12 protein-coding genes are annotated in these 13,015 nt (G+C 64.8%); 3 read left to right on the top strand and 9 right to left on the bottom strand.

Translation table 11 applies throughout. The annotated features are described in order from the left end of the window. Positions 1 to 8: 8 nt before the first annotated feature. Positions 9 to 3,287, top strand: coding sequence for a DEAD/DEAH box helicase (locus O6P39_RS08990; RefSeq protein ID WP_275611007.1), 3,279 nt, complete (start codon positions 9 to 11; stop codon positions 3,285 to 3,287). A gap of 40 nt (positions 3,288 to 3,327) precedes the next feature. Here O6P39_RS08990 and O6P39_RS08985 read toward each other — a convergent pair whose 3' ends face one another. Genes O6P39_RS08985 through O6P39_RS08970 form a run of 4 tightly spaced genes read right to left on the bottom strand, consistent with a single transcriptional unit; the run spans position 3,328 to position 6,374 of the window. After that, positions 3,328 to 4,065 carry an S-methyl-5'-thioinosine phosphorylase gene (locus tag O6P39_RS08985; protein ID WP_275611006.1) on the bottom strand — a complete coding sequence of 246 codons (738 nt, stop codon included), beginning with the start codon at positions 4,063 to 4,065 and terminating at the stop codon, positions 3,328 to 3,330. A 9-nt stretch (positions 4,066 to 4,074) separates the two neighbouring features. Next, positions 4,075 to 5,073: a beta-N-acetylhexosaminidase gene (nagZ, locus tag O6P39_RS08980; protein ID WP_275611005.1), complete on the bottom strand. Its 999-nt coding sequence runs from the start codon at positions 5,071 to 5,073 to the stop codon at positions 4,075 to 4,077. A gap of 9 nt (positions 5,074 to 5,082) precedes the next feature. After that, positions 5,083 to 5,607: a L,D-transpeptidase gene (locus O6P39_RS08975; protein WP_275611004.1), complete on the bottom strand. Its 525-nt coding sequence runs from the start codon at positions 5,605 to 5,607 to the stop codon at positions 5,083 to 5,085. 56 nt (positions 5,608 to 5,663) lie between these two features. Continuing rightward, positions 5,664 to 6,374 carry a TetR/AcrR family transcriptional regulator gene (locus O6P39_RS08970; protein WP_275611003.1) on the bottom strand — a complete coding sequence of 237 codons (711 nt, stop codon included), beginning with the start codon at positions 6,372 to 6,374 and terminating at the stop codon, positions 5,664 to 5,666. A 252-nt stretch (positions 6,375 to 6,626) separates the two neighbouring features. On the opposite strand from O6P39_RS08970, the gene lexA reads away from it, so the two are divergent. After that, positions 6,627 to 7,241 (top strand): transcriptional repressor LexA, encoded by a 615-nt coding sequence (lexA, locus tag O6P39_RS08965; RefSeq protein ID WP_275611002.1) that lies wholly within the window; start codon positions 6,627 to 6,629, stop codon positions 7,239 to 7,241. 13 nt (positions 7,242 to 7,254) lie between these two features. After that, complete coding sequence (gene sulA / locus O6P39_RS08960) at positions 7,255 to 7,728, top strand: SOS-induced cell division inhibitor SulA (protein ID WP_275611001.1); 474 nt, start codon at positions 7,255 to 7,257, stop codon at positions 7,726 to 7,728. 42 nt (positions 7,729 to 7,770) lie between these two features. Here the strand turns inward: sulA and O6P39_RS08955 are convergent, their stop codons facing one another. From O6P39_RS08955 to fadA, 5 genes are all read right to left on the bottom strand, one after another. Next, entirely contained in the window at positions 7,771 to 8,010 is a 240-nt protein-coding gene (locus O6P39_RS08955) for a hypothetical protein (protein WP_275611000.1), read from the bottom strand. A gap of 113 nt (positions 8,011 to 8,123) precedes the next feature. Beyond that, entirely contained in the window at positions 8,124 to 8,645 is a 522-nt protein-coding gene (locus O6P39_RS08950) for a DUF6586 family protein (RefSeq protein WP_275610999.1), read from the bottom strand. 68 nt (positions 8,646 to 8,713) lie between these two features. Beyond that, a complete protein-coding gene (gene topA / locus O6P39_RS08945) occupies positions 8,714 to 11,320 on the bottom strand; it encodes a type I DNA topoisomerase (protein WP_275610998.1) in 2,607 nt (868 codons plus the stop codon). Between the two features lie 92 nt (positions 11,321 to 11,412). After that, a complete protein-coding gene (locus O6P39_RS08940; protein WP_275610997.1) occupies positions 11,413 to 11,676 on the bottom strand; it encodes a DUF1653 domain-containing protein in 264 nt (87 codons plus the stop codon). Between the two features lie 147 nt (positions 11,677 to 11,823). Beyond that, a complete protein-coding gene (fadA, locus tag O6P39_RS08935; RefSeq protein WP_275610996.1) occupies positions 11,824 to 12,999 on the bottom strand; it encodes an acetyl-CoA C-acyltransferase FadA in 1,176 nt (391 codons plus the stop codon). Positions 13,000 to 13,015 lie beyond the last annotated feature (16 nt).

Genomic DNA, 13,015 nt, shown 5'->3' with positions numbered 1-13,015 from the left:
GCCGCGCCATGGTCCCGTTCGCCGAGCAATTGCAACGCATCCCCTGGCGCCGCCTCTTCCCTGCCGTCACCCTGGTGCGCGGCGAAGCCTATGCCCGGGAACACCGGGCAAGCATCCTCCGCCTCGCCGAGCGTTCGCTGGAAGGCCTGTGCCGAGGCTCGGACAACAACCGGTATCGCCAGCGGATCAGCTTCTCCAGAAGCGGTGACACCCTCAACTGCCAGTGCGATTGCCCGGTCGGGTTCGATTGCAAGCATTGCGTGGCCGTGTTGCTGCACCTGCTGGACGAGCAGAACGCAATCCCCGGCAATGCGCCGAAGCCCGTCCCGACAGCCCGCCTTTCCCCCGTCAACAGCCTGTCGCCCAGCCTGCACTCATGGCTGAAGAATGCCCCGGCAGCGCTCAGGGAACAGCCCGCAACCAGGGCGCCCTACGACGGCCCCCTGCTTTACCGGCTGACCAGGAACGGACGCATATTCATCCATGCAGCCTTGCGCAGCGAGAGCGGCCAACTTCAGGGCTACCCACGAATCGCCTCCATCTCCCTCGCCCTGGGCAAGGGAGTAACCGAACAGGACCAACGCATCCTGATTCGCGCGCTTGGGGTGCCGGGTGTACAACCCCATGCCAGCGAAGTGCACCTGCTGGGCAGCGACGGTGCGGAGCTGCTGGAACTGATCCTACGGAACGGACAGCTGTTCCTGGAACTCGAAGACCCTTCCAGCCGGTTGCAGCTTGGCGCGGAAATGCCCGCCCGGCTCGCCTGGCATACCCGCGACGACGGCTGCTTCATCGTCAACTGGCAGACGGACGCGAACCCCAAGCCACAGTTGCTGACCCAACTGAGTCCGCCGTGGTACGTCGATCGCCAGGCGCTGCGCGCCGGCCCCTTGCGCCACGGCCTGCCGGAGCCGCTGGCTAGCTACCTGTCCAGCGCCCCGCCGGTGCCGCCACAAGAAGCCACGCTGTTCGGCCTGCAACTCAAGGCGCTGGCCCCACAGGCACCGCTACCAGTACCCACCGAGGAGCGTCGGCTGGACATCCAGCCCGTGCCACATCTGCTGCTGAGCACAGTGCACGAAATTTACGGCGATAAGGAGAAGCACCAGGCCTGCCTAGTCTTCGCCTATGGCAAGGAACTCGCCCACGGCCCGGCGCGCAGCGACCAACCGCTGCGCTACCTGGAGGACGGTACCTTCGTCGTCATCGAGCGGCAACCCAAGGCAGAGCAGGCCTTGCGCAAGACGCTGCAGAAGCTGAGCCTGAAGAAACTCGCCAAGTACGCCGCGCCCTACGAGCTGGAGAACCGTTACGAATGCTACCGGCCCTCCGACAACGCGCAGTGGGCATCCATTGTCCAGCAATTGCCGAGTCTTCGCGCTCGTGGCTGGGTGATTGAAATCGCTACGGACTTCCCCTTTGACTTCAGCGAAGTCGAAGACTGGTACGTCCAGATCGACGAGCAGCCCGGCCACGCCTGGTTCGACCTGGAGCTGGGGATCGTGGTCGACGGCCAGCAGGTCAGCTTGCTGCACCCGCTCCTGGAGCTGATCCGGAAAAGTCCGCCCGTACTGCGCAACGGCGCCGACGACGCCGAATTCCCCATCCGCCTTGAAGCCCGGCGCCAGGCGGACGGCAAGCCGCTGACCGTGAACCTGCCCGTGGCCCGCGTGCGAGCCATGCTCCAGCTGCTGCAAGGACTGCTGCTGAGCAGCCTGCAGCATGACGGAGCCCGCCTGCGAGTTCCCAGCACCGATGCCGGCCTGCTGACCCAGCTCGACGAACTCCCGCTGTGCTGGCAAGGCGGAGAGCACCTGCTGCGCCTCGCCCGGCGCCTGCGGGATTATCACCAGCAACCCTGCTCGGCGCCGGACGGCCTGCAGGCGGAGTTGCGCCCCTACCAGTTGCAAGGCCTCGCCTGGATGCAGGCGCTGCGCGAACTGGAGCTGGGCGGAATCCTTGGCGACGACATGGGGCTGGGCAAGACCCTGCAGGTGCTGGCCCACCTTCTCACGGAAAAACGCGCCGGACGCCTGGACCGTCCCGCCCTGGTACTGATGCCCACCAGCCTGGTGGCCAACTGGCAGGACGAAATCGCCCGCTTCGCCCCGGAGCTGCGCGTACTCACCCTGCATGGCAGCGAACGCCACCAGCACTTCGATGACCTCGCGCAGTACGACCTGCTGCTCAGCACCTATGCCCTGCTCCCCCGGGACATCGAGGCGCTGTCCGCGCAACCGCTGCATCTGGTGGTGTTCGACGAAGCGCAATACCTGAAGAATGCCAGCAGCAAATCAGCCCAGGCCGCCGCCCGCCTCGATGCCCGGCAGCGCCTGTGCCTGACCGGCACACCGCTGGAAAACCACCTGGGCGAACTGTGGTCGCTGTTCAACCTGGTGATGCCGGGCTGGCTGGGCGATGCGCGCCATTTTGCGCGCCTGTACCGCCACCCCATCGAAAAGGCCGGCGACAGCCAGCGCCTGGCGCACCTGAACGCGCGCATCAAGCCCTTCCTGCTGCGCCGTCGCAAGGACCAGGTTGCCACCGAACTGCCGCCCAAGAGCGAGATCACCCACCGGGTGGAGCTCGACGAACGTCAACGCGACCTCTACGAGACCGTGCGCCTGGCCATGGACCGTAAAGTCCGCGAGGAAATACGCCGGAAGGGGCTGGCGAGCAGCCAGATCGTCGTGCTCGACGCCCTGCTCAAGCTGCGCCAGGTCTGCTGCGACCCGCGCCTGTTGCAGGCGGATGTGCCGGCGAAACATTCGGGCAAGCTGAGCGCCCTGCTGGAGATGCTCGACGAACTGCTCGCGGAAGGACGTCGTGTCCTGCTCTTCTCGCAGTTCACCTCGATGCTCGAACTGATTCAGGCGCAGTTGCAGGCGCGGAACATTTCTTACGCCCTCCTCACCGGCGAGACCCGCGATCGCCGCGCACCGGTGAAGGAGTTCCAGGAAGGCCGCGTGCCGCTATTCCTGATCAGCCTGAAGGCTGGCGGCACCGGCCTGAACCTCACCGCCGCCGACACCGTGATCCACTACGACCCCTGGTGGAACCCGGCCGTGGAACAGCAGGCTACCGACCGCGCCTACCGCATCGGCCAGGACAAGCCGGTGTTCGTCTACAAGCTGATCGCCCGCGGCACCCTGGAAGAAAAGATCCAGCAACTGCAGGCACGCAAGGCAGCATTGGCCGCCGGCGTACTGGAAGATGGCAAGAACACCGGCCTGCAATTGCAGGAAAGCGATATCGACGCGCTCTTCGCCCCCTTGCCGAAACCGTAGGAGTGGACCTTGCCCGCGAAAGCCCGAGGCAACGCCCTCGTCAGCTCACCAGCACGCGCCCCAGCACCTCGCGCACCTTGCCGATACCTTCGTGCAGCGCCTGCTCGATCTCGGCCATGGTGATGATCCCACTGGACTTGCCGGCCGCCGGGTTCACCACCAGCGACAGGCAGGCATAGGGCAGTTCCAGCTCACGGGCCAGCGCGGCTTCAGGCATACCGGTCATGCCGACGATATCGCAACCGTCGCGCTCCAGTTTGGCGATCTCCGCCACGGTTTCCAGGCGCGGCCCCTGGGTTGCCGCATAGACGCCATGGCTGCTGTGCGGATAGCCCAGCGTCTGCAGCGCGGTGATCAGCTTCTGGCGCAGCGGCTCGTCATAGGGATGGCTGAAATCGATGTGGGTGACGTGGTCGATATCACCGGCGAAGTAGGTGTGCTCGCGCCCCCAGGTGTAATCGACGATCTGGTGCGGCACGCAGAGATGGCCGCTGCCCATGGCCGCATGGATACCGCCCACGGCGTTCACCGCCAGCACCGCCTCGGCGCCGGCCTGCTGCAACGCCCAAAGGTTGGCGCGGTAGTTCACCTGATGCGGCGGGAAGCGATGCGGATGGCCGTGGCGAGCCAGGAACAGCACCTCGCGACCAGCGAACTCACCGCGCTGAATGGCTGCCGAGGGCGCGCCGTAGGGCGTATCCAGTGCGATGGAGTCCTTCAGGGTCAGGCCTTCCAATTGGGTCAGGCCGGTGCCGCCGATGATGGCGTAGACAGTCATGGCAAATCCTTAATCAATCAATTGTGCGGCGCGCAGCTCGCTTACGGCCTGCTGCCAGCGCGGCAGCTGTTTGTATTCGGTGCCCGGCCAAGCCTTGGCGCGCATGCGTTGCAGACGCTGCGGCGCAGTCACCTTCAGGCGCTGCAGGGCGCTCAGGGCAAGTTCGGCGGAAGCGCGGTCGTTGCATACCAGGCCCATGTCGCAGCCAGCGCTCAGCGCAGCCTCGATGCGGTTGGCGGCGTCGCCCACCACATGGGCGCCAGCCATCGACAGATCGTCGCTGAAGATCACCCCGTCGAAGCCCAGTTCGCCACGCAGGATCTCCTGCAGCCAGCGACGGGAGAAGCCGGCGGGGTTCGGATCGACCTGCGGGTAGATCACGTGGGCCGGCATCAGCGCGTCCAGCTCGCCGGACAGGCGCTGGAACGGCACCAGGTCCACCGCGCGAATCTGCTCCAGCGTGCGCTCGTCTTCCGGGATGCCCACGTGGGAATCCACTTCCGCCCAGCCGTGACCGGGGAAGTGCTTACCGGTGGCGGCCATGCCGGCGGCGTGCATGCCGCGAATGAAGGCGCCGGCCAGCGCGACCGCGCGCTCCGGGTTGCCCTCGAAGGCGCGGCTGCCGACCACGGCGCTGCGCTGGTGATCCAGGTCCAGCACCGGGGCAAAGCTCAGGTCCAGCCCTACCGCCAGCACCTCGGTCGCCATCAGCCAGCCGCATTGCTCGGCCAGTCGCTCGGCATTGGCGTTATCAGCAATGGCGCGCATCGCCGGCAGACGCAGGAAACCCTGGCGCAGGCGCTGCACGCGGCCACCCTCCTGATCCACCGCCAGCAGCAGGTCGGGGCGCACCGCGCGGATAGCCGCCATCAGCTCGCGAACCTGGCGCGGCGATTCGATGTTGCGGGCGAAGATGATCAGCCCACCCACTTCCGGGTGGCGCAGGATCTGGCGGTCCTCGGCGGTGAGCCAGGTACCGCCGATGTCGAGCATCAGGGAGCCTTGCATGTGCATTCCTTAATTTACCTGTGCCGCCTGCCACTGCGGGCAGGCGACCTCTTCGATACGGACCCGGCAATGGAGGGGAACCCGGGGAAAGAGTTCCAGCAGATCGTCATTGCGCAGGCGGATACAGCCATGGGACAGCGGCACGCCCATGGGCTCGCAGTCAGGCGTGCCGTGCAGGTAGATATAACGACGGAAGGTGTCGACCTCGCCCATCCGGTTACGCCCCGCCTCGCAGCCGCTGAGCCAGAGGATGCGCGTGAGAATCCAGTCGCGGCCGGGAAACTCATCGTGCAACGCCGGGCTCCAGACCTCGCCGGTCCAGCGCCGGCCCTTGAGCACCGCGCCCCTGGGCAGGCCGTCGCCGATACGCGCGCGAACCTGGTGCAGGCCACGCGGAGTGCAACCGGAGCCGCTCCGCTCGCCTGCACCATTGGCCGCCGTGGAGATCGGCAGGCGCACGCGCAGCTGCTCCCCGGCAAAGCCGTAGAGCATCTGATCGGACAGGGAAATATGGAGGAGATCGAGGTCAGCCATGGCTGGCTACTTTAGCCGATCAGGCCTGCACCGCCCAGCGCGATGCCGGGCGTCGTTCAGACCTTGGCTGGTGCGGCGCTCGACTTGTTACGCGGCTTGAGCTGCGCACCCGCCAGCGAAGGATCGCTGACACCGCTGTCGGCGCGCATCCCGGCGGCCAGGAACGGCACCATCAGGCGCATCACCTGCTCGATGGAGGTATTCACGCCGAAGTCGTTCTCGGCCATGGCGCGCAGCGCCTTGATACCGGACATGCTGAATACCGCGGTACCCAGCATGAAGTGCACACGCCAGAACAGCTCCAGCGGCGGCAGACGCGGAGCGGCTTCGTGCACCAACAGCATGTAGCGACGGAATACCTTGCCGTAGACTTCTTCGAGGTATTTGCGCAGGTGGCCCTGGCTCTGACTGAAAGCCAGACCGAGCAGGCGCATGAAGATGGACAGGTCATTGCCGCTGCGCGGCTTCACTGCCATGGCCTGGACGACCAGCAGTTCCAGCAGCTCTTCCAGGGTGGCGCGCGGCGCATCAGGCTTGGCCTGGCGGCGGTCCAGCTCCTTTTCGAGACTCATGCAGAACGGGCCGAGGAAGCGCGAGAAGACCGCCTGGATCAGCGCCTTCTTCGAGCCGAAGTGATAGTTCACCGCCGCGAGGTTCACCCCCGCCTTGCTGGTGATTAGACGCAAAGAAGTCTCAGCGAAGCCTTTCTCCGCGAACAGCTGTTCCGCAGCATCCAGGATGCGTTCGACGGTTTCCGACTGGGCCATGGCTACTCCGCCTGACAAACACTTGTTTGAAACATACGTTTCAGCCTCGCGCATTGTCAAGCAAAGTGCGACCGATTGTTAACAAAAACATGGGCAATGCGACGAGGTGACTTCAATTTCAGCAAGACGCTTGCCAGCCCGCACAGGTTACATCGTCGACCGCTACGCCGACAGCCGTGCGAAATTAGTCATTGCCAGGGCGCCTTCACTGTATATAATTCCAGTCACTGTATAAAAAGCCAGAGTATGGACATGCTGAAGCTGACGCCGCGCCAAGCCGAGATTCTCGCTTTCATCAAACGCTGCCTGGAAGACAACGGCTATCCGCCCACCCGCGCGGAAATCGCCCAGGAGCTCGGCTTCAAATCGCCCAACGCCGCCGAGGAGCATCTCAAGGCCCTCGCCCGCAAAGGCGCGATCGAGATGACCCCGGGTGCCTCCCGCGGCATCCGCATCCCCGGCTTCGAACCCAAGGCCGCCGCCAACGAAGACGAACTGCCGATCATCGGTCGCGTCGCCGCCGGCGCTCCGATCCTCGCCGAGCAGAACGTCGACGACACCTGCTGCATCAACCCCACCTTCTTCAACCCGCCGGCCGACTACCTGCTGCGCGTACGCGGGCAAAGCATGAAGGACGTCGGCATCCTCGACGGCGACCTGCTCGCCGTGCACGTCACCCGCGAAGCGCGCAACGGCCAGATCGTAGTCGCCCGCCTCGGCGAGGAAGTCACGGTAAAGCGCTTCAAGCGCGAAGGCAGCAAGGTCTGGCTGATCGCCGAGAACCCCGAGTTCGCCCCCATCGAGGTCGACCTCAAGGAACAGGAACTGGTCATCGAAGGCTTGAGCGTCGGCGTGATCCGTCGCTGAACAGGAGATATCCATGCAGTACCCGCAGCCGCTGAACCTGCCGCAACTCCCGCTGTTCCAGGAAGCACTCTGGGCGAGCGGTACTGCTCCTTTGCTTCCGGAGCTGATGGAAGACGAACCCGCCGACGACGAGAGCGCCTTCAGCGAGATCGCCCTGCGCGGCCTCCCCGGCCAGTGCCTGACGCTGCTGGCGCCGATGCTCCGCGAGTTGAGCGAGGAAAGCGATTCCCGCTGGCTGACGCTGATCGCCCCGCCCTCCAGCCTGACCCCGGACTGGCTGCGCAAGGCCGGCCTGAACCGCGAGCGCATCCTGCTGCTGCCGGCGCGCGACCAGGCAGCCGCCCAAGCCCTGGCCTGCGAAGCGCTGCGCCTGGGCAACAGTCATACGGTAGTGAGCTGGCTGAATCTCAACGCCAAGGCGCGCACGCAACTGTCCCGCGCCGCCGTTGCCGGTCAGGCGCAGAGTCTGAATATTCGTCTGGGATGAGGGAGAGGCTTCGCCGCGAACGCCGCGAAGCCGGAACGAGCCTTAGTGAAGAACGCGCGGACCTTCGTCGTCCATGCTCATGTCGCCACCTTCGGCGAGACGGCCGGCCATCTGCACGCCGACATTGAACATCGCCTTGGCGATTTCGATGTGCTGGCCCTGCAGGAACCCTTTGGCGTCAGCGGAGAATTCCAGGGTCACCAGCGACTCCTCATCATCCGCGCGACGCAGCACGATACGCCCGTCAGGCAGCTCTACGATTTCCAGAAATGAGGTTGGCATAGCGAAGGTTCTCCACAGCAGAACCCGTAGTGTAACAGTCACATTCGCTACACCCTAGCGCAACATTCCGCCAGCCGACCGGACGGTCGCAGCTCTGCGCATCAGAGCACCAATCAGAGTTCGGTCAGCGATGCGCGGAAGCGCAGCACCAGCTCCTTCAGGGATTTGCGCCAGGCTTCGAGCTCTTCGTTGCCCAGTTCGACCGGTGCCTCTTCATCGACATTCACCGCCTGGATCAGCGGCTGGGTCGGGTCGACCTTGGCTTTTTTCGGCTCGCTCGGCGGCTGGAACAAGGCGGCGTAGGCAGCCAGCAGACGCCCCAGCCAGGCTTCCGGCGATTGCGCCAGCTCGACCATTTCCGCCAGCTCCGGGCTCGGGGCGGCGGCCAGCACTTCGACGTTCAGCAGCATCTCGACGCGCGGCGCACCGGCCTGGGGCAAGCGGTAGTAGCCGGCAATCTCATGGGCCACGCCCAGCACGGCGCCGTAGAGATGGAACAGCGCCGCTTCGCGCTCGGCCTGGATACGCGCCTGGGCGTTCATTGCGCGCGCCGCTTCGGCATTGCGCCAGGCTTCCAGGGCGAGGCCGGCGAAGAACAGCTTCTGGTTGGTGCGGGTATAGAGTTCGTTCGCCATGGCCAGGCCCTCCTGCATTACACGTCGGCAGTATAAGCACGCCCCGCCTCAGCGGGGCGCGCCTTCCATCAGCGCTTGTCTTCGACCTTCCACTTGCCGCCGTCGAAGAACGCGCGCCAGCCAGTGGGCTTGCCTTCGACCTCGGACTGCACGTACTGCTCCTTGGTCTTGCGGCTGAAGCGGATTACCGCCGGGCGGCCATCCGGGTCTTTCGCCGGAGCGGCGAGCAGGAAGTGGTACTTCGGGTCCAGTTCGTCCTTGTGCGGCACCAGCTCGCTGACTAGCGGAGCGCGGGTCTCGCGGTTCTTCGGGAACTGGCTGGCGGCCAGGAACAGGCCGGAAGCGCCGTCACGCAGAACGTAGATGTCGTCCACCTTCTCGCACTTGAGCTCCGGCATGCGGATGGCGTCCATCTTCGGCGGCGCAGGCTCGCCGTTCTTCAGCAGCTTGCGGGTGTTCTTGCAGGTCGGGTTGGTGCAGCCGAAGAACTTGCCGAAGCGGCCAGTCTTGAGCTGCATCTCGCTGCCGCACTTGTCGCATTCCAGGCTCGGACCTTCGTAGCCCTTGATGCGGTACTGGCCTTCTTCGATTTCGTAGCCGGCGCAATCCGGGTTGTTGCCGCAGATATGCAGCTTGCGCTTCTCGTCGACCAGGTAGGCGTCCATCGCGGTGCTGCAGATCGGGCAGCGGTGCTTGCCACGCAGTACGCGGGATTCGGATTCGCCTTCGTCATCCGCGGCGATTTCATCGCCCGGAATCAGGTTGATCGTGGCCTTGCAGCGCTCTTTCGGCGGCAGGCTGTAGCCCGAGCAGCCGAGGAACACGCCGGTGGAGGCGGTACGGATCATCATTGGCCGACCGCACTCACGGCAGGGGATGTCGGTCAGGGTCGGCTGGTTGGCGCGCATGCCGTCGTTGGCGGCTTCGGCCAGGTCGAGCTTCTTGCGGAAGTCGCCATAGAACTCGTCCAGCAGGTGTTTCCAGTCGCGCTCGCCCTGGGCCACGTCATCGAGGTGCTCTTCCATGCCGGCGGTGAAGCCGTAGTCCATCAGATTGGAGAAGCTCTCGTTGAGGCGGTCGGTGACGATGTCGCCCATCTTTTCCGCGTAGAAGCGGCGGTTGTGGGTGGTGACGTAGCCGCGCTCCTGGATGGTGGAGATGATCGCCGCGTAGGTGGACGGACGGCCGATGCCGCGCTTTTCCAGTTCCTTGACCAGGCTGGCTTCGGAGAAGCGTGCCGGCGGCTTGGTGAAGTGCTGGCTCGGATCGAGCTTGAGCAGCTTCATGGCTTCGCCCTGGTTCATTTCCGGCAGGACGTCGTCCTCGCCCGGCTTGCTCTGCTGCGGCAGCACCTTGGTGTAACCGTCGAACTTGAGGATGCGGCCCTTGGCGCGCAGCTCGAAGTCACCGGCGGCAACGCTGACGGTAGTGGAAAGGTACTCGGCCGGCGGCATCTGGCAGGCGACGAACTGGCGCCAGATCAGGTCGTACAGGCGCTCGGCGTCGCGTTCCATGCCCGACAGCTGGGTCGGACGCAGGTTGACGTCGGACGGACGAATCGCTTCGTGCGCTTCCTGGGCGCCTTCCTTGCTGGAGTAGAAGTTCGGCTTGGCCGGCAGGTATTTCTTGCCGAACTCGCTGTCGATGAAGCCGCGCACCATGTCGATGGCGTCGGCCGACAGGTTGGTCGAGTCGGTACGCATATAGGTGATGTAGCCCGCCTCGTAGAGACGCTGGGCCATCATCATGGTCTTCTTCACCCCGAAGCCCAGGCGGTTGCTCGCGGCCTGCTGCAGGGTGGAGGTGATGAACGGGGCCGAGGGCTTGCTGGAAGTCGGCTTGTCCTCGCGCTTGGAGACGCTGTAGCTGGACGCCTTGAGCTTCTCCAGAGCGGCCATGGCCTGGGCTTCGTTCAGCGGCTTGAAGGCTTCGCCCTTCTCGCGCACCACTTCGAAGCGGACCTTGTCATTCTTCGGCGTGCCGAGGTCGGCATGCACTTCCCAGTATTCCTCGGGGACGAAGGCGCGGATTTCACGCTCGCGCTCCACCACCAGCTTCACGGCGACGGATTGAACGCGGCCAGCGGACAGGCCGCGGGCGATCTTGGCCCACAGCAGCGGCGAGACCATGTAGCCCACCACGCGGTCGAGGAAGCGGCGTGCCTGCTGGGCATTCACGCGGTTGATGTCCAGCTCGCCGGGCTGGGAAAAGGCCTCCTGGATGGCCTTCTTGGTGATTTCGTTGAAGACCACGCGCTTGTAGCGCGAGTCGTCGCCGCCGATGGCCTCGCGCAGGTGCCAGGCAATGGCCTCCCCTTCGCGGTCCAAGTCGGTTGCGAGATAGATGGTGTCGGCATCCTTGGCCAGGCGGCGCAACTCGTCGATCACCTTTTCCTTGCCGGGCAGGATCTCGTACTTGGCCTTCCAGCCGTGCTCCGGGTCGACGCCCATGCGGGTGAAGAGCTGGCGCTTGGCCTTCTCCTTTGGCGACAGGGCCGGTGCCTCGGCAGCGGTCTTGCGTCCTTTGGCCGCAGGCTCCTTCGAAGCGGAAGAGCCGCTGGTGGGCAGGTCGCGGATATGGCCGATGCTCGACTTCACCACGTACTGGTTGCCCAGGTACTTGTTGATGGTCTTGGCCTTGGCCGGTGATTCCACGATGACCAGCGATTTACCCATGGATCGGAAGATTCCTGCGTCGAAAAGATGAATTAATAAGGAGGGAGGCGCTTGGAGCGGCACCGCTATATATAGTGGCGGTCACGCCAAGGTCAAGCTTGGGTTTCGCCGGACGGACCGCTCTGGAGACCCAGCGGATCATTTTCCACGCTGACCAGGGCGAAGCGCGGAACCTTCTCGCCGTTCACTTCCACCGCCTCGGTGAACATGCTCAGCGGACGCACCCAAAGGCCGAACTCACCGTACAACGCCTGGTAGATCACCAGCGCTTCCTCGGTCTCGGAATGCCGTGCCACGCCGAGCACACGGTACTGCTGCCCCTTGTAGTGTCGATACAGTCCGGTCTGCAGTTGCATGGGTCGTCCTCTTGCGGCTGGCAGAAAAAAGGCCGCGATTGTCCACGTTGCCCTCGCCCCCGGCAACTCCCACCGGGCAGGGCTGAAAAACAAAAGCCGGGGCACAAGGCCCCGGCTCGTCCATCTTCGACAGCTTAGACGGGATCGTCAGATGCGTTCGAAGACGGTGGTGATGCCCTGGCCGAGGCCCACGCACATGGTGGACACGCCCAGGGTACCGCCATTCTGCTTCATCACGTTCAGCAGGGTGCCGGAGATACGCGCACCGGAGCAGCCGAACGGGTGACCCAGGGCGATGGCGCCGCCGTGCAGGTTGACCTTCTCTTCCATCTTGTCGAGGAGCTTGAGGTCCTTCAGCACCGGCAGGGCCTGTGCAGCGAAAGCTTCGTTGAGCTCGACGAAGTCGATGTCGTTGATGGTCAGGCCGGCGCGCTTGAGCGCCTTGTTGGTCGACGGAACCGGACCGTAGCCCATGATCGCCGGATCAACACCGGCAACCGCCATGGCGCGAACCACGGCCATCGGCTGGATGCCCAGGTCCTGGGCGCGCTGGGCGCTCATCACGATCATGCAGGAAGCGCCGTCGGTGATCTGCGAGGAAGTACCCGCGGTCACGGTGCCGCCCTTGGGGTTGAACGCCGGCTTCAGGGCAGCCAGGCTTTCCAGGGTGGTGTCCGGACGGATGGTTTCGTCGAAGTCGAAGACCTTCAGGAAGCCGTTCTCGTCGTAGCCTTCCATCGGGATGATTTCGTCTTTGAACTTGCCTTCCCGGGTCGCTTTCCAGGCCAGCTGGTGCGAGCGCACGCCGAACTTGTCCTGCGCCTCACGGGTGATGCCGTGCATCTTGCCCAGCATTTCGGCAGTCAGGCCCATCATGCCGGAGGCCTTGGCGGCGTACAGCGACAGGTGCGGGTTCGGGTCGACGCCGTGCATCATGCCGACGTGGCCCATGTGCTCCACACCGCCGATGACGAAGACGTCACCGTTGCCGGTCTGGATCGCCTGGACGGCGGTGTGCAGGGCGCTCATGGACGAGCCGCACAGACGGCTGACGGTCTGGCCGGCGCTGGTGTGCGGGATCTGGGTCATCAGCGACGCCATGCGCGCGATGTTCCAGCCCTGCTCCAGGGTCTGGTTCACGCAGCCCCAGATCACATCCTCGACTTCCGCCGGGTCGATCTTCGGGTTGCGCTCCAGGAGCTTGCTGATCAGGTGCGCGGACATGGTCTCCGCGCGGGTGTTGCGGTGCATGCCACCCTTCGAACGGCCCATCGGGGTGCGGCCGAAGTCGACAATGACGGCGTCTCTCGGATTCAGGCTCATAAATTCACTCTCGCTC

Source organism: Pseudomonas sp. PSE14, from assembly GCF_029203285.1.
Classification (GTDB): Bacteria; Pseudomonadota; Gammaproteobacteria; order Pseudomonadales; family Pseudomonadaceae; genus Pseudomonas.
This window is presented reverse-complemented; position numbering and strand designations above follow the sequence as displayed.